The sequence below is a fragment of the Christiangramia flava JLT2011 genome, assembly GCF_001951155.1.
Taxonomy (GTDB): domain Bacteria; phylum Bacteroidota; class Bacteroidia; order Flavobacteriales; family Flavobacteriaceae; genus Christiangramia; species Christiangramia flava.
Genome location: NZ_CP016359.1, coordinates 1,331,404 through 1,348,574, shown reverse-complemented (window position 1 = coordinate 1,348,574; position 17,171 = coordinate 1,331,404). Strand labels below are relative to the sequence as shown.

General features: G+C 41.6%; 13 protein-coding genes and 1 tRNA gene. 10 read left to right on the top strand and 4 right to left on the bottom strand.

Annotated elements, in window-relative coordinates; all coding sequences use genetic code 11:
• Positions 1-26 precede the first annotated feature (26 nt).
• Positions 27-905 (bottom strand): cell division protein FtsX, encoded by an 879-nt coding sequence (locus GRFL_RS05680; protein WP_083643691.1) that lies wholly within the window; start codon positions 903-905, stop codon positions 27-29.
• A gap of 187 nt (positions 906-1,092) precedes the next feature.
• Here GRFL_RS05680 and GRFL_RS05675 point away from each other — a divergent pair, with 187 nt between their 5' ends.
• From GRFL_RS05675 to ald, 3 genes are all read left to right on the top strand, one after another.
• On the top strand, positions 1,093-2,025 hold the full coding sequence (locus GRFL_RS05675) for a ketopantoate reductase family protein (protein ID WP_083643690.1): 933 nt from the start codon (positions 1,093-1,095) through the stop codon (positions 2,023-2,025).
• A 169-nt stretch (positions 2,026-2,194) separates the two neighbouring features.
• Positions 2,195-5,008: a leucine--tRNA ligase gene (gene leuS / locus GRFL_RS05670; RefSeq protein ID WP_083643689.1), complete on the top strand. Its 2,814-nt coding sequence runs from the start codon at positions 2,195-2,197 to the stop codon at positions 5,006-5,008.
• Between the two features lie 105 nt (positions 5,009-5,113).
• The gene (ald, locus tag GRFL_RS05665) at positions 5,114-6,214 is read left to right on the top strand and encodes an alanine dehydrogenase (RefSeq protein WP_083643688.1); all 1,101 of its coding nucleotides are present in this window, start codon (positions 5,114-5,116) and stop codon (positions 6,212-6,214) included.
• On the opposite strand, the gene rimM is transcribed toward ald, so the two are convergent.
• Positions 6,211-6,738: a ribosome maturation factor RimM gene (gene rimM / locus GRFL_RS05660; RefSeq protein ID WP_083643687.1), complete on the bottom strand. Its 528-nt coding sequence runs from the start codon at positions 6,736-6,738 to the stop codon at positions 6,211-6,213. The two genes, ald and rimM, sit on opposite strands and share 4 nt — an antisense overlap.
• A 15-nt stretch (positions 6,739-6,753) precedes the next feature.
• On the bottom strand, positions 6,754-7,332 hold the full coding sequence (locus GRFL_RS05655) for a 30S ribosomal protein S16 (RefSeq protein ID WP_083643686.1): 579 nt from the start codon (positions 7,330-7,332) through the stop codon (positions 6,754-6,756).
• Positions 7,333-7,609: 277 nt separating this feature from the next.
• Here GRFL_RS05655 and GRFL_RS05650 point away from each other — a divergent pair, with 277 nt between their 5' ends.
• The 6 genes from GRFL_RS05650 (at position 7,610) to GRFL_RS05625 (ending at position 15,935) form a co-directional block, all read left to right on the top strand.
• Positions 7,610-8,056 (top strand): ferritin-like domain-containing protein, encoded by a 447-nt coding sequence (locus GRFL_RS05650; protein ID WP_083643685.1) that lies wholly within the window; start codon positions 7,610-7,612, stop codon positions 8,054-8,056.
• Between the two features lie 282 nt (positions 8,057-8,338).
• Positions 8,339-12,724, top strand: a complete 4,386-nt coding sequence (dnaE, locus tag GRFL_RS05645; protein WP_083643684.1) for a DNA polymerase III subunit alpha — start codon at positions 8,339-8,341, stop codon at positions 12,722-12,724.
• A 199-nt stretch (positions 12,725-12,923) separates the two neighbouring features.
• Positions 12,924-13,241, top strand: coding sequence for a thioredoxin (gene trxA / locus GRFL_RS05640; RefSeq protein ID WP_083643683.1), 318 nt, complete (start codon positions 12,924-12,926; stop codon positions 13,239-13,241).
• A 77-nt stretch (positions 13,242-13,318) separates the two neighbouring features.
• A complete protein-coding gene (locus tag GRFL_RS05635) occupies positions 13,319-14,248 on the top strand; it encodes a DUF58 domain-containing protein (RefSeq protein WP_083645976.1) in 930 nt (309 codons plus the stop codon).
• Positions 14,249-14,334: 86 nt separating this feature from the next.
• A tRNA-Asp gene (locus GRFL_RS05630) sits at positions 14,335-14,408 on the top strand.
• A gap of 321 nt (positions 14,409-14,729) precedes the next feature.
• Entirely contained in the window at positions 14,730-15,935 is a 1,206-nt protein-coding gene (locus GRFL_RS05625) for a site-specific integrase (protein ID WP_083643682.1), read from the top strand.
• 70 nt (positions 15,936-16,005) lie between these two features.
• Here GRFL_RS05625 and GRFL_RS05620 read toward each other — a convergent pair whose 3' ends face one another.
• The gene (locus tag GRFL_RS05620) at positions 16,006-16,236 is read right to left on the bottom strand and encodes a helix-turn-helix domain-containing protein (protein WP_083643681.1); all 231 of its coding nucleotides are present in this window, start codon (positions 16,234-16,236) and stop codon (positions 16,006-16,008) included.
• Between the two features lie 82 nt (positions 16,237-16,318).
• Between GRFL_RS05620 and GRFL_RS05615 the strand changes: the two genes are divergently transcribed.
• Positions 16,319-17,170 (top strand): hypothetical protein, encoded by an 852-nt coding sequence (locus GRFL_RS05615; protein ID WP_083643680.1) that lies wholly within the window; start codon positions 16,319-16,321, stop codon positions 17,168-17,170.
• The last annotated feature ends 1 nt before the right edge of the window (position 17,171 follow it).

The window sequence follows — 17,171 nt, the reverse complement described above, 5'->3', positions numbered from 1 at the left end:
TTAATATCTTTTTGCTTCAGTGGAAGCTAATAATACAATTCATCTGTTTGCAGGTTCAGGAATCTGGAGGTGGCAAAATAGGTGCTGATCCAGGTAATGACAATTCCCGCAACCAAAATTCCGACGAAAAGGACCGTGAGCATTTTGACATCACCCAGCAGATCCAGTTCTCGAAAACTGTCGTTCAGGTAATACAGCACTCCCGCCATACCGATGATCGCCACAATCGAACCTACCAGCCCCAATTTCATACTCTGCCAGATGAATGGCTTCCGAATAAATCCCTTGGTGGCACCCACCATCTGCATGGTTTTGATCGTAAATCTCTTGGAGTAGACCGAAAGCCTGATGGAGCTGTTGATCAGAAGCACCGCGATAAAAGTAAATAAGGCGCTGGCTACCAAAACCCATAGGCTTATTTTTCGCACATTTTCGTTCAGTAGCGAAATTAGCGGTTTATCGTACACCACATCATCTACAAAATTCTTTTCTGCAAGTCCGCTGGCGATCGAGTCGACCTGTTTGGAAGAAACGTAATCGGCGTTCATGAATATGTCAATGGAATTTTGCAGCGGGTTGTAGCCCAGGAAGTCCATAAAATCCTCGCCAATATCTTCGCTATGTTGCTCGGCTGCCTGCTCCTTGGAAACATAATTGGTTGATTTGGTATAATCGGCCATCGCCAGGCTTTTTTTCAGCTGTTCGATTTCCACGTCTTTCGCGTTATCTTTCAGGTATACCGTCAGCGCGATCTGTTCCTTGAAATGATCAGCCACCTTTTTCGTATTCAACACTAAAAGCCCTAGAATTCCCAATAAGAAAAGGACTAACGAAATACTGATAATCACTGAAAAATAGGAAGATATGAGTCGGCGTTTCTGATATCTTTCGAAAGATGTGGTCATAAAGAGACTGCAGATTTTTTGTAAAAATAAGAAAGTTCAGCTTTCCCGGTCTTTAAAACGCTGAAAGTTTCGGTTTTATTCTTTCAGAGGAAATTTTACAGGTTTTATTAAAGCCTGAAGGTGCTTTTCAGGAATTTTCCAGGCATGTAAAGTTTGGAATTCTGCATAAATTTGGGAAAAACAGGTTATGAAAATATTGATTTACGGTGTTGGCGGTGTAGGTGGCTATTTTGGTGGAAAACTGGCAAAAGCTGGTTATGAGGTAACGATGATCGCCAGGGGGAAACACCTGGAGGCGATCAGGAAAGACGGACTCGAAATTGAAAGTATTGATGAGACTTTTACCATTCATCCAAAATTGGCAACTGATGATCTATCGGAAGTGGAAACGCCAGATCTCGTCATTCTTGGAGTGAAATCCTGGCAAATTCCGCAGGTTGCTTCGGAAATTAAGTCGGTAATCGGTGATAAAACCATGGTATTACCACTGCAAAATGGTGCCGATAACGCCGAAAAACTGCTGGAAATTCTTCCGAAGAAAAATGTACTGGCCGGACTTTGTTTTATCATTAGTTATATCGAAAAACCAGGAAAGATCAAACACGCCGCTTATGAACCGAGAATTACTTTTGGCGAGATCGACAACGTGAAAACCGAAAGAGTTCAGGAGGTTCATCAGGTGTTTGAGAATGCCGGGATCAGTAACTCGATTGCTGAAAATATTCAGCTGGAGATCTGGAAAAAATTTCTTTTTATCTGCACGGTTAGCGGAATTGGCGGTCTCACCCGTGTGAGTATTGATAAGATCAGGGAAAGCGACTATTTATATGATCTCATGCAAAAAACTGCGCGGGAAATGATTGCGGTTGCCAATGCGAAAGGTATTCCGCTTTCCGAAGAACATTTTCAGAAAACTTTTGAGATCATCAACGCGCAACCCGAGGGCACCACGGCTTCCACACAACGGGATATCATGCAGGGAAAACCTTCCGAACTGGAAAATTTTAATGGCTATATTGTCAAAGAAGGCGAGAAACTTGGAATCGAAACTCCGGCCAATAAATTGATCTACGAATGCCTGAAACCTATGGAAAACCAGGCTCGAAACACCTCCAAATAGACTGCTGAATCATTCTTTCTAAGTGGTTTAAAATTGTATTTTTGCAGGCAAGTTCTAATCAGGCTACGTTGTCATTGCGAAGGAGGGATCATGACTTAAGCAATCCCGATTTTTAGAGATTGCTACGCTTCGCTCGCAATGACGCCAATTGCTTAAGACTAAAAATAAAATGAGATACGATTTCAATAAGATCGAGGAGAAATGGCAGAAATACTGGGCCGAAAACCAGACTTTCCAGGCTTCGAACAGTTCTGATAAACCAAAATATTACGTGCTGGACATGTTTCCGTATCCTTCGGGAGCTGGTCTTCACGTGGGTCACCCGCTTGGGTATATCGCCAGTGACATCTATGCCCGTTTCAAGCGCCATAAAGGCTTCAATGTGTTGCATCCGCAGGGCTATGACAGTTTTGGTCTTCCTGCAGAGCAGTATGCGATCCAGACGGGTCAGCATCCGGCTTTGACGACCGAGAAGAATATCAATCGCTATCGCGAGCAGCTGGATAAGATTGGTTTTTCTTTTGACTGGAGTCGGGAGGTGCGTACCAGTAATCCAGAATATTATAAATGGACGCAGTGGATCTTTATTCAGCTTTTTGAAAGCTGGTACGACCAGGAAGCTGAGAAGTCCAGGCCAATTTCTGAACTTATTGAACTGTTTGCTGCGGAAGGAAATAGCCGTGTGAATGCTGCCTGCGATGATGATATCGAAGAATTTTCAGCGTCAGACTGGAATGGTTTTTCTGAAGAAGAAAAGCAGCGCATTTTATTGAAATATCGCCTGACCTATTTAGCGGAAACCGAAGTGAACTGGTGTCCGCAATTGGGAACAGTTCTGGCAAATGATGAGATCGTAAATGGTGTTTCGGAGCGTGGAGGTTATCCTGTTATTAGGAAAAAAATGACTCAGTGGAGCATGAGAATTTCGGCTTTTGCTGAAAGACTGCTTCAGGATTTAAATAAAATTGATTGGACCGAGAGTCTGAAGGAAAGTCAGCGTAACTGGATCGGGAAATCGGTTGGAGCGCAGGTGGAATTCAAGATCATGAATACCGAGGAGAAATTTGAGGTTTTCACGACCCGCCCAGATACCATCTTCGGAGTGACTTTTATGACGCTTGCTCCGGAACATGATTTAGTTAAAAAAATAACTTCCGAAGAACAAAAGGCGGAAGTCGAAGCATATATTGAAGCGACCGCCAAACGAAGTGAGCGCGACCGAATGGCCGATGTAAAGACTATCTCCGGAGTATTCACCGGTGCTTATGCCGAACATCCTTTTACCAAAGAACCGGTACCGATCTGGATCGGGGATTATGTTTTGGCGGGATACGGAACAGGAGCCGTGATGGCAGTTCCTTGTGGGGACCAGCGTGATTACGACTTTGCAAAGCATTTCGATCTGCCGATTCATAATATCTTCAAAAACGCCGATATTTCAGAAGAGGCACATGCCGGGAAAGAAGGAACGGTGATCGCGAATTCCGATTTTCTTAGCGGACTCGAATACAAAGAAGCTTTAAATAAAGTGATCCTGGAACTGGAAAAGACTGGTCAGGGTTACGGAAAGACAAATTACAGGTTGCGCGATGCGGTTTTCAGTCGCCAGCGATATTGGGGTGAACCGTTCCCGGTTTATTATGTGAACGGAATGCCGCAAATGATCGAATTGGAGCATTTGCCGTTGCGTCTTCCGGAAGTGGAAAAATACCTGCCTACCGAGACTGGAGAGCCGCCACTGGGAAATGCAACTGACTGGGCCTGGGATACCGAAAATCACGAGGTGGTTTCGAATGATAAGATCGATCATCAAACTATTTTTCCACTAGAGCTGAATACCATGCCGGGATGGGCTGGAAGTAGCTGGTATTTGTTCAGATATATGGATCCTCATAACGACGGTGAATTTGTTTCTGAAGAAGCGCAGAAATACTGGGAGAATGTTGATCTGTATATTGGAGGAAGCGAGCACGCCACTGGCCACTTACTGTATTCTCGATTCTGGACAAAGTTTTTGCATGACCGCGGATATTTAACGGTGGAAGAACCATTTAAAAAACTGATCAACCAGGGGATGATTTTGGGAACTTCAGCGTTTGTTTACAGGCTGGAAGGTGAGAATGTCTTCGTTTCCAAAAATCAGATTAATGGTAATAGTGTGCAGCCTATCCATGCCGATGTTTCTTTGGTAAATTCTTCAGATGAACTGGATATAGAAGGTTTTAAAAATTGGCGACCTGAATTTCAGGATGCTAAATTTCTGACCGAAGATGGTAAATATGTAGTTGGCAGAGAAGTCGAAAAAATGTCCAAGTCCAAATACAATGTGGTGAATCCAGATGATATTTGTGAGGATTATGGCGCAGATACCTTGAGAATGTACGAGATGTTCCTTGGTCCGCTGGAACAGGCGAAACCATGGAATACCGCCGGGATCACGGGAGTTCATAATTTTCTGAAGAAGCTTTGGAAATTATATCATAACGGAGACGAATTTTCAGTTTCTGATGAAAAAGCTTCGGCCGATTCTTTAAAGACATTGCATAAAACGATCAAAAAGGTAACTGAGGATATTGAGAATTTCAGCTTTAATACATCGGTTTCCACTTTTATGATCTGTGTGAATGAGCTAACCGCTCAAAAATGCAGCAGTCGTGAAGTATTGGAGCCGTTGGCTATTTTGATCGCACCTTATGCTCCACATATCGCGGAAGAACTATATTCAAAATTAGGGAACACCGAATCGGTTGTTTTTGCGGAATATCCTGTTTTTGATGAAAAATTTCTGGTGGAGAGCAAGAAAAATTATCCTGTTTCCTTCAATGGAAAAATGCGTTTTACGATGGAATTGCCGCTGGATATGAGTAAAGATGAAATCGAAAAAGCGATCCTTGATGACGAAAGAACAAAAAATCAACTTGAAGGATCAACCCCTAAAAAAGTAATAGTTGTTCCGGGTAAAATCGTCAATATTGTAGTTTGACCCCCTTAAAAAATAATTAACAAGGGGTTGAAAACAACTTTTTTTAGTTTTTAACCCCTTGTTTTGTTTCTATTTTATATTTTTCGGAATCTAAATTCTTTCACTATGAAAATCGGGATTCCAAAAGAGATCAAAAACAATGAGAACAGGGTAGGGATGACCCCTGCCGGAGTTCTGGAACTTACCAAACGCGGGCACGAAGTCTATGTGCAGTCAACCGCCGGTGAGGGCAGCGGCTTTGATGATGAAGATTACTATGTGGCTGGTGCGAAGATTCTTCCAACCATCGACCGGGTTTATGACCAGGCACAGATGATCGTGAAAGTGAAAGAACCCATTCAGCAGGAATACGAGTTGATCAAAGAAGACCAGGTGGTCTTCACTTTTTTCCATTTTGCATCTGATAAGCGTCTTACAGAGGCGATGATGAAAACCAAATCGGTTTGTATTGCTTACGAGACGGTGGAAGATAAAGATGGTACACTACCGCTATTAACCCCTATGAGTGAAGTGGCTGGAAGAATGGCGATCCAGCAGGGAGCAAAATACCTTGAAAAACCCGTGAAAGGTAAAGGTTTGCTTTTAGGCGGAGTTCCGGGGGTAAGACCTGGAAAGGTTCTGGTTATTGGTGCGGGAACTGTTGGAATACAGGCGGCAAAAATGGCGGCGGGCTTAGGTGCTCAGGTGACTATTCTTGATGTGAATATGAATAAGCTGCGATATGTCAATGATGTAATGCCGAGTCATGTGGTGACCGAATTTTCGAATGAATACAACATCAGGAAACATATTAAGACCAGTGACCTGATTATCGGCGGAGTATTGATCACCGGTGCGAAAGCGCCAAAACTGATCACCCGCGATATGCTGAAGGAAATGCAGCCGGGAGCGGTAATCGTTGATGTGGCAGTAGATCAGGGTGGTTGCTTTGAAACTACAAGACCAACCACTCATGAAGATCCTGCTTATATAATTGACGATGTGGTGCATTACTGCGTGGCCAATATGCCTGGAGCAGTACCGCATACTTCGACCGTGGCATTAACGAATGTGACCTTGCCTTACGTGCTAAAACTGGCTGATGAAGGTTGGGAAAAGGCATGTAGGGATGACGATTCCTTAATGAAAGGGGTGAATATTGTAAAAGGAAGGGTGGTTTGTGAACCAATTTTAGAAGCCTTCGGGTGGAAAGAAGCGATGGCTTAAGAAAGATACAGGTCGATCAATCCTTCAGGGGTCTGAAGATAGATCTTCTGATTTTTTTTATCGATTTTCTCAATAAAATCATCATTCATGGGGACAAGAATTTCTTTGTCTCCATTTTTTATTTCGAACAGTGGCTGCGCCGTGGTATCGTTTACCGAGATGACTTCGCCAATGTTCCCGTGGGAGGCGTCGATCACTTCAAAGCCAATGATCTCGTGGAAATAGAACTGGTCTTCATCCAGTTCCGGCAAGAAAGACAATGGGAGGTAGAGTTCAGCTCCGATCAGGTCTTCGGCATCCTCCTCAGTGTCGATGTCTTCAAATTTCACTCGAAGCAGGGTGCTTTTATGAAGTGAGGAGGCATCAATAAAAAATGGAACCAGATTATCATTGTAGTCAATGAACACTGATTCCATTTCTGTGTAAGTTTCAGGCTCGTCGGTATCAAGTTTGATCAATACCTCGCCTTTGAAGCTGAATTTGGCTACGATTTTTCCAAGATAGAAACATTCTTCCTTAGTCATCGTTACCAGACTGAATTAAGCGTCTTTCTTTTCTTCAGTTTTAGCTTCTTCTGCAGTAGCAGCTCCTACTTCCTCTTCAGCACTTTCTACAGTGGCTTCATCGGTAGCTTCTGCTTCTCTTTCAGCTTCAGCAGCTTCGGCAGCAGCTTCCTGAGCTTCAGCCTCACGCTTCGCGTTCACTTCTTTTTCAGCTTCAAGAGCTTGAGCTTTCTGCTCTTCTTTAGCTTTTTCTACAGATTCTTTTTTGGCTCCAATCTTACCTTCTTTTTCATCTAACCAGGCCTGGAATTTTTCTTCAGCCTGCTCTTCTGTCAAAGCGCCTTTACGAACACCAACTGCTAGGTGTTTTTTCAATAAAGCTCCTTTGTAAGAAAGGATTGCACGAGCGGTATCAGTTGGTTGTGCACCATTCTGTAGCCACTGTACAGCACCGTCTACATCTAATTCAATAGTTGCAGGATTGGTGTTTGGATTGTAGATCCCTAGTTTTTCAAGGAATTTACCATCTCTCTTTGCGCGTGAATCTGCGGCGACAATCCAGTAAAAAGGTTTTCCTTTTTTACCGTGTCTTTGTAATCTGATTTTTACTGGCATAAAAATTAAATTTTGGGGTTCTCGACCCCGGTTATTAATAAGGTGTGCAAAGATACTACAAATTTCTAATTTTCAAGACTTTCCTGCTTTGTTTTAATTTCTGAAAAAGAATAGCGGTGATGAACGGATTCAATTTACAGAATTTGGGAGGAATTTTTCATAAAAACGCGGCCGCCTGTTAAAAGCAGTTAATTAGTGCTAAACCCTGTTAAATAGGTTGTTGGGGCGTGTACAGGAGTGTATCTTTACCATAAGAAAATTGCAAAAAAAGAAAGTTATGAGTTATTCAGAAGAAGTTTCTAATAAGTTGAACGAGCTATTAGAAAAGAATTATGATGCAGAGAAAGGATATAAACTCGCTGCTCAAAAAGTGAAAAATGAGCGTTTAAAAGCTTTTTTTACTGAAAGGGCGCAGGAACGATATGATTTTGGTCACGAATTGAAATCTGAAATTCGAAACTTTGGGGAGAATCCAGATAAAGGAAGCAGTCTTGCCGGAGATGCACACCGTTCCTGGATGAACCTGAAAGCTAGCCTGTCCAATGATAAAGATGAGGCGGTATTGGAAGAAACAGTTCGTGGCGAAAAAGCGGCTGTAGAAGAATACGAGGATATTTTAAAAGATTCCAATATTCCAGCTTCTACCGGCAATATCTTAATGAAGCAGAAAAATGCGATCGTAGCCTCGCTTAATGAAGTGAAAACTTTAGAGCGTCAGGCCTGATAGAAATGTAGAACTTCTTTTCGGGCACACCGTCCCCAAAGACCAGATACTGAAATGAAGTAGCAATGATGCGAGCAATGTTTGATTGAAGTAGTAGTAGTTTTAGTGTTCGTATCAGACCTCACAGGATTTCCTTTACGGAGTCCTGTGAGGTTTTTTTTATGGTTAATAATTCCTGAAAACAATCTTTTCATTCACGAGCAAACTTCCTTATTTTAGCCCGGATGGTTTTTAAGCAAAAACCATTTTCTCAACTTCTCTAACAGGCTAAAATACAACAGGATGTACCTCATTTTTGATACCGAAACCACCGGACTTCCCAAGCGTTGGGACGCCCCTTTGACCGATTCGGAGAACTGGCCGCGATGCATACAGATCGCCTGGCAGTTACACGATGAAATGGGCAGGCTGGTGGAACATCAGGATTACCTGGTGCAGCCAGAGGGTTTTGATATTCCGTATGACTCAGAAAGGATTCACGGTATTAGTACAGAGCTGGCCAGGGAACAGGGTGTACCGCTTCGCGAGGTTCTGGAGAAATTCCGTACGGCCCTGGGAAAATCAAAATTCGTAGTGGGTCAAAATGTAGGTTTTGACGTGAATATTATGGGTGCGGAATTCATTCGGGAAGATTTTGAAAACAACCTTCAGGAATTGCCTGTTCTTGATACCTGTACGGAGGTGACTGCCGATCTATGCAAGATTCCCGGTGGTCGCGGTGGTAAATTCAAATTACCAACGCTTACCGAGCTACATGAATTCCTGTTTGAAGAGGCTTTCGCCGAGGCGCATAATGCGACCGCCGATGTGGAGGCAACCACTCGGTGTTTCCTGGAACTTATCAGGAGACGGATCTATACTATCGAGGAGTTGGATGTGCCGGCAGATTATTTTCAGAATTTTTCTGAAGAGAACCCGCAGCCGGTCAAACTTATCGGTTTAAAACATATCAACCTTAAAAAAGCTTCCGATGAGATCAGGAAAAAACTGGCCAAACAGCAGCCTTCTGATGAAATTTCTCATGAGGAAATTCAGGAAAACCTCGAGAAACTGGACGAAGTGCCATTCGCGCACCTTCATAACCATTCCCAGTTTTCTGTTTTGCAGTCTACCATCAGCATTCCAGACCTGGTAGCCGCCGCAGCTGAAGAAGACATGAATGCCGTAGCCCTTACGGATCATGCCAATATGATGGGCGCCTTTCATTTTGTAAAGGAAGTTGGAGTTTACAACGGAAAAATCAAAGAGCATAATGCAACTGCTGAAGAAAACGGCGAAGCTTTAAAGCAACCTATCAAGCCAATTGTGGGTTGCGAATTCTTCGTTTGTGAAAATCATACCGATAAAACCCGGAAAGACAACGGTTACCAGATCGTAATGCTGGCCAAAAACAAAAGAGGTTATCACAACCTGGCGAAAATGTCTTCCCTGGCCTATACCGATGGGTTTTATTACGTCCCGCGAATTGACAGGGATGTTATTCAAAGATATAAGGAAGATATTATTGTTTTGACGGGAAACCTCTACGGGGAAGTACCAAGCAAGATCCTGAACGTTGGGGAAAATCAGGCCGAAGAAGCCCTGATCTGGTGGAAAGAACAGTTTGGGGACGACCTTTATATAGAATTGATGCGTCACGGGCAGGAAGACGAAGACAGGGTAAACCCTGTTTTGATCGAATTTGCCAAAAAACATGCAGTAAAAATCGTAGCGACCAATAATACCTACTACTGGAAACAGGAAGATGCCAATGCGCATGACATTTTACTGTGTGTGAAAGACGGCGAGAAGCAAGCCACGCCTATTGGCCGAGGTAGGGGTTACCGCTATGGTTTGCCAAACCAGGAATACTATTTCAAGAGTGGGAATGAGATGAAGAGCCTTTTTAAGGATCTTCCGGAAGCGATTACCAATATCCAGGAAGTAGTTGATAAAATTGAACCATTTGAACTGGCCCGTGATGTACTGCTGCCAAAATTTACCATTCCGGAGCAGTTCCAGCATGAAGAAGATCTGGTTGATGGCGGTAAGCGCGGCGAAAATGCCTATTTAAAGCATATTACTTTTGAAGGCGCGCGCCAACGATATCCCGAGATCACTCCCGATATTGAAGAACGACTCAATTTCGAATTATCAGTAATTGAAAATACGGGTTATCCCGGTTACTTCCTGATTGTGGAAGATTTTATCAGGGCGGCTAGAGATATGGGCGTTTCGGTAGGTCCGGGTCGTGGATCGGCTGCAGGTTCTGCCGTGGCTTATTGCCTGGGTATCACTAATATTGATCCTATCAAGTACGACCTCCTGTTTGAGCGTTTCCTGAATCCGGATCGTGTGAGCATGCCTGATATTGATATTGATTTTGATGATGAAGGACGAAGCAGGGTAATGGAATATGTGATCGATAAATACGGTGCCAACCAGGTAGCCCAGATCATTACCTACGGAACCATGGCTGCGAAATCCTCTATACGTGATACTGCCAGGGTACTGGACCTTCCGTTGATGGAGGCTGACAGGATTGCCAAGCTCATCCCCAACACCAAACTGGCTAAAATCTTCGGAATGGACGACAAGGCCATCCGAAGCAAGTTCCGCGGCGATGAGGTAGAAAAGATCAACGAACTTTTAAATATTTCCGAAGGGGATGACCTGGAAGCAGAAACGGTAAACCAGGCGCGTGTGCTGGAAGGATCGGTTAGGAATACGGGAATCCACGCTTGTGGAGTGATCATTACCCCCGGGGATATTACTGATTATGTTCCGGTTTCGGTAGCGAAAGACTCCGATCTATATGTTACGCAATTCGATAACTCGGTTGTTGAAAGTGCAGGACTGCTGAAAATGGACTTTTTGGGTCTTAAAACGCTGACCTTAATTAAGGACACGGTAAAGATCGTGAAAGGGCGCCACGGAATTGAGCTGGACCCTGATAATTTTCCGCTTGATGATGAGGAAACCTACAAATTGTTCCAGCGGGGAGAAACCATTGGGATCTTCCAGTACGAATCTCCCGGGATGCAGAAGCACATGCAGGCACTAAAACCAACGGTTTTTGATGATCTCATTGCGATGAACGCCTTGTATCGTCCAGGGCCGATGGAATATATTCCAAGTTTCATTGCGCGGAAACACGGGGATGAGGAGATTTCTTATGACCTGCCGGAAATGCAGGAATATCTGGAAGAAACTTACGGAATTACGGTTTACCAGGAGCAGGTGATGTTGCTTTCTCAAAAGCTGGCCGGTTTTACGAAAGGTGAAGCTGATATGCTTCGGAAGGCGATGGGAAAAAAGATCGCAGCCTTACTCGCACAGTTAAAACCGAAATTTATTGACGGCGGAAAAGAAAAGGGACATCCGGAAGAGGTGCTGGAAAAGATCTGGAAAGACTGGGAAGCTTTTGCTTCGTATGCTTTTAACAAGTCGCATTCAACCTGTTACGCCTGGATCGCCTACCAGACAGCCTATCTAAAAGCGCATTATCCTGCCGAATATATGGCGGCCGTGCTTTCTAATAATATGAATGACATTAAGCAGGTTACCTTTTTCATGGAGGAGTGCAAGCGCATGAAATTGAATGTTTTGGGGCCAGATGTTAACGAATCGTATTACAAGTTCTCTGTAAATAAAAATAATGCCATCCGTTTTGGAATGGGGGCGATAAAAGGAGTTGGTGCGGGCGCAGTAGCTACTATTGTGGAAAATCGAAAGACCAAGGAAGGACCTTATCGTTCCATTTTTGATATGGCAAAACGTATCGATTTGAGAGCAGCCAATAAAAAGGCTTTTGAAAACCTTGCGCTTGCTGGCGGCTTCGACGGTTTCGGCGGAACCCACCGCGCACAGTATTTCCATGATGACGGCAGCGGAATGAGTTTCCTGGAAAAAGTGGTGAAATACGCTCAAAAATTCCAGGAAAATGAGAATTCTTCGCAGGTGAGTCTGTTTGGTGAAGCCAGTGAGGTCCAGATTCCTGAGCCTGAAGTGCCGCCCTGTGACAGCTGGGGAACGATGGAAAAACTGCGGCGTGAAAAAGAGGTCGTGGGCATCTATATTTCCGGGCACCCGTTGGATGATTTCAAGATCGAGATGAACTATTTCTGCTCCGCGAAACTTTCAGACCTGCGGCAGCTGGAAAATATTGTGAATCGGGATTTGACGCTCGGTGCAGTGGTTAGCGATGTGCAGCATAAAGTTTCTAAAAACGGAAAAGGCTGGGCGATCTTTATGATGGAAGATTATGACGATTCGTATGAGTTCAAGATTTTTGGTGAGGAATATCTACGACTGAAACATTTCCTGGTGCCGAATAATTTCGTACACATGAAGTTCTTTGTGAAAGAGGGCTGGGTGAACAAGGACACCGGCAGTAGGGGAGAGCCGAGGATCCAGTTCCGAGAGATGAACTTGCTGCATGACGTAATGGAGAAGTATGCCAAAAAACTTACCATACAGCTCAATATTTCTGACCTGGAAAATGAAAAGATCGAATGGCTGGAAGATACTTTCAGAACGCATAAAGGGGAGCATCGTTTGAATTTTGTGGTCTACGAAATGAAGGAGCAGGTGAAGTTGCATATGCCCAGTAGAAAGCATAAAATCAAGATCTCCCAGGAATTACTGGAAATGTTGGAAAAAGAGCAATTCCTCTATAAACTGAATTAAGGTGGCAGGGATTGTAGCGAGCTGCCGTGCAGCGCGAAAAGCCCGGCCGCAGCCGCAAAAGGCTGCGGGCCACTCACATAAACACTCCTAATACGCTCATAATTAAATAAAATATGGCACTTGTAAGGTTTCAGAATATTATTGACTACTTTTACGAATCTTAAAAGAAATTAGTAAAACCAGATAACATTATACTATTATGGCTGTTGAAATAACTGATGCAAACTTTGAAGAAAAAGTATTAAAAAGCGATAAACCGGTAATGGTTGATTTTTGGGCCGCATGGTGTGGACCTTGCCGCATGGTTGGGCCAATCATTGACGAGCTGAGCAGTGAATATGAAGGCAAAGCGGTTGTTGGAAAACTGGATGTAGATGCAAACCAGGAATTTGCTGCAAAATATGGTGTGAGAAACATTCCTACTGTTTTGGTTTTTCAAAACGGGGAAGTGGTTGGACGCCAGGTTGGAGTTGCTCAAAAACAAACATATTCGGAAGCTTTAGATCAGCTTTTATAAGATAAAAGAACAGAATTAAAATGAAGCCGGTTTTTACCGGCTTTTTTTATTTCTGAAACATGCTTACTTTCACAGGAATGGATATTCAGAAGGAAATACAGGATACCGGTGGTTTTTTACATCTTGATCTGCTGGCCAGGGAGGTGGTGGAAGGCTACATTTCAGGTATACATAAAAGTCCGTTTCATGGCTTTTCTGCGGAATTTGCTGAACACAAGATCTACAATTCCGGCGAAAGCACGCGGCATATCGACTGGAAACTCTTCGCTCGAACCGATAAGCTGTATACCCGCCGATACGAAGAGGAGACTAATTTGCGCTGCCACCTCATTCTGGATAATTCGGCTTCCATGCATTATCCCAAACTAAAGTCGCAGCAACTGGGAAACCTGAATAAAATTGGTTTTTCGGTACTGGCATCTGCCTGCCTGATGCAGATCCTGAAAAGGCAACGAGATGCGGTAGGATTGAGCGTTTACAGCAATGAATTTGAATACTATGCACCCGAAAGAGGCGGGGAGCGTCATCACCAGATGCTTATTAGTAAAATGAACGATATTTTGAAGGCTGGCGGCTCCGGAAAAAATACCGACACCTATACGTATCTTCATCAGATCGCAGAGAAACTCAAGCGTAGATCACTCGTATTCCTGTTTACTGATATGTTCCAGGCAGATGCAGAAGAATCAGAACTTTTTGAAGCCCTACGGCATTTGAAATATAACCGGCACGAAGTGGTTCTTTTCCATGTTATGGATCGAAAAAGCGAGCTGGAATTTGATTTTGAGAATACTCCCAGGCGTTTTACCGACGTGGAAACAGGACTGGAAGTTGATCTATATTCAGATAATATTCGGGAAAACTATAAAAAAGCTGTGGAAAGTTATCTTGCTGATCTTAAAATGCAGTGCGCGAAATACCAGATCAAATACGTAGAAGCAGATATTCGAAAAAATTTTGATCAAATTTTGACCACATATTTAGTTGAAAAACAAAAGTTTGGATAAGCGCAAAAATTAGGCTGCGAAAAAAAATTAAAAAAGGTTTGGTGAAATTAAAAAGGGTAGTATATTTGCCCTCGCAATAACGCAACGGTCTGGTAGTTCAGTTGGTTAGAATACCTGCCTGTCACGCAGGGGGTCGCGAGTTCGAGTCTCGTCCAGACCGCAAAATTGCAAAAGAAAGCTCCTCAAAATGGGGGGCTTTTTTTGGCACTAAAGATTAGTTGTGTTGTTTGTCCCTGGAAGCAGGGATGTGTAGTTAGCCTGCGATTTCTACAATTGTTAGGATACTGGGCTAGCCAATGAGAAGCTTTTTTCCGATTCTTCGGGAGAAGGCTTTTTTGTTTTTAGGGCTTTCCGTTAATTTCTTCATTCACTCCAATTTCACTTCATTTTACATATAAAAAGGTACTAAATAAGGTACCCCCTCCAATATAAAAAGGTACCCCCTTACAAAAATGTATTACTAACTAATAACTAAATATTTATGAAAACTCTATTTTTAATAATTAAACAAAAAACCAACAAGGCAGGTTTAACACCTATTATGTGTAGAATAACCTATGAGAAATCAAGGAAACAGTTCTCAACTGGATTATTCATTAATCCAGCTTATTGGAATAAGGAGAAGCAGAAAGTATTAGATAAAGCAGAAAATTCTGATTTTGTGAATAAGCAAATGAGCCTGATTAAGCAACAACTTGGTCAGGCTTTTTTAATGCTTCAAATTGAGCAGAATTCTTTTGATGTAGATGATTTATTTAAAAAGTTTAAAGGTGAAGAAACTAAAAAAGAGCTCGGAGTTATATCAGCTTATAGTGAGCACAATACCTATTACAAAAAGTTGATAGGAAAAGATATTAAAGAGGTGTCCTATCAGAAATTTGAAAATACTAAAACTCATCTTCAAGCTTTTATAAAATGGAAGTATAACCAAGGTGATATTAAACTTAATAAGTTGAAATATCAGTTTATCAAGGATTTTGAATATTACCTTAGGACTGAAAAAGAGATGCAACAGAGTACCATCAATAAGAACTTACAAAGGTTTAAAAAGATGATAAATTTTGCTGTTGCTCAGGATTACTTAAACAAGAATCCCTTTCTGATGCATAAACCTAAAGCTGTAAAGAAAGAGGTTGTTTATCTGACTAAAACTGAGCTTATCCATCTACAAGAAAAAGAGATAGGTAATAAGCGATTAGAGGAAGTTAGAGACTGCTTTGTATTCTGCTGCTATACTGGATTAGCATTTAAGGAAATGAGTAACCTGAGAAGCCATCATATCGTGGTGGGTAAGGATGGGAGAAATTGGATAAAAATGAAACGCCAAAAAACTGATAAATCTATTTCAGTTCCTATTCTACCTGTAGCACAGAAACTCTTAAATAAGTATAAGGGAAAGCTAAAGGAGGGTAAATTATTACCGTCCAAAACAAATGCTCACTTTAATGCCTATTTAAAAGAAATAGCAGGTTTATGCGAGATTAAAATTAATCTTACTCATCATATAGCCAGAAAAACTTTTGCAACTACTGTTTTGCTTTTAAATGATGTCCCAATGGAAATTGTGAGTAAACTATTGGGTCATTCCAGGATTGGAATTACTCAGGCTCATTATGGACAAATTTTAGAGGAAAAGGTTATCTCTGAAATTGATAAGCTGTCTGATAAAATGGATAAGGGAATTTAATTAAGAATCACCCAGTTAAATTGCTGGGTGGTTTATTTTGAAAAATATAATATCTTTAAGGATATGTAAATTAATTATTTAGGTGGAATAAGTCTTTTAAATCTACTTTTAAAGCCTTTGCGATAGCATTTACATTCCCTACTGATGTATTTATTATCCCTCTTTCAATTCTACTGATTTGAGAGATTTCTACGCCAATATCATTGGCTAGTTGTGCTTGAGTAAAACCCTGGGCTTTTCTAACCTTTCGGAGGTTTTTACCAAATGCTATTAAAAAATCTTTCTCATTTAAATATTCCACGAGTTAAAATTCGTGGAGCTGCTAATTTATTTTATAGGCATATTTGCCTATTTTTATTTTAACCAATCAAAACCTATCATGAATGAAGCTAATAACCAATTATTTCAAACCCAATCCGAAAAAAATTAAAGAGAAGAATGCCAGAAAACTAAACAAATTATTATACGCATTTGCCAAGTCAGAATATTTGACTCACCCTGTCTCCTACGAAAAAAAGTTTAGGGTACACACATTTTGGGATAAAATGGATTCCATAATTCCTGATATGTTTGAGAAGTGGTCTGAAAGTAGGGGAATTAAGATTGAAAAATTAAACTCAACTTATAACCTTAATGGATTTTTATTTAAATGGAAAAAAGTAGAGTATAAATTTTCCAATTATGGAGATTTCTACGTAGGATATCAAATTGTACCTGAAAACAACGAAGCTTATAAGCCTTATAAATATCTAGTTCACTCCATTGTAATTAGAATTGAAAACAGCTATCCAAAAGAAGTTCTCTTATTTTATTTAGATAATAAAAAAAGCAAATACACTTTGCTTACGAAATATGGTAAGGATAAGTATTTATCCAACTTTGAAGATGAGACTTTGAGGTCATATTTCCTAAGTGACCTGAAAACAAAAGAAAGAGTTGATAAAACTTTGCGAAATGTTCAAATAGGACTGGAACAGTATAATGAAATTTTAGTAACCGTAAGGTCTAGAGCTGAAAGGGATTTCAGAAACATTGCTGAAACACATTTACAAGAAATGGCAAGTAAAGGTATGCCACTTCAGGGGATTCCATTTAAAGAGGAATTGGATAAACATGCAGAGTGGTTAAGTAATAATATTTTGGATGATTATGATTTAAACTTCTGGCAAACTAATAAATACCAGCTTGACAGGGCAATTAATACCGCAAAAAATAAAATTATAAATAAATATTAAA

Coding starts and splice junctions, on each gene's coding strand:
- GRFL_RS05680 (WP_083643691.1), bottom strand. CDS start 905: ATGACCACATCTTTCGAAAGATATCAGAAACGCCGACTCATATCTTCC.
- GRFL_RS05675 (WP_083643690.1), top strand. CDS start 1,093: ATGAAAATATTGATTTACGGTGTTGGCGGTGTAGGTGGCTATTTTGGT.
- leuS (WP_083643689.1), top strand. CDS start 2,195: ATGAGATACGATTTCAATAAGATCGAGGAGAAATGGCAGAAATACTGG.
- ald (WP_083643688.1), top strand. CDS start 5,114: ATGAAAATCGGGATTCCAAAAGAGATCAAAAACAATGAGAACAGGGTA.
- rimM (WP_083643687.1), bottom strand. CDS start 6,738: ATGACTAAGGAAGAATGTTTCTATCTTGGAAAAATCGTAGCCAAATTC.
- GRFL_RS05655 (WP_083643686.1), bottom strand. CDS start 7,332: ATGCCAGTAAAAATCAGATTACAAAGACACGGTAAAAAAGGAAAACCT.
- GRFL_RS05650 (WP_083643685.1), top strand. CDS start 7,610: ATGAGTTATTCAGAAGAAGTTTCTAATAAGTTGAACGAGCTATTAGAA.
- dnaE (WP_083643684.1), top strand. CDS start 8,339: ATGTACCTCATTTTTGATACCGAAACCACCGGACTTCCCAAGCGTTGG.
- trxA (WP_083643683.1), top strand. CDS start 12,924: ATGGCTGTTGAAATAACTGATGCAAACTTTGAAGAAAAAGTATTAAAA.
- GRFL_RS05635 (WP_083645976.1), top strand. CDS start 13,319: ATGGATATTCAGAAGGAAATACAGGATACCGGTGGTTTTTTACATCTT.
- GRFL_RS05625 (WP_083643682.1), top strand. CDS start 14,730: ATGAAAACTCTATTTTTAATAATTAAACAAAAAACCAACAAGGCAGGT.
- GRFL_RS05615 (WP_083643680.1), top strand. CDS start 16,319: ATGAAGCTAATAACCAATTATTTCAAACCCAATCCGAAAAAAATTAAA.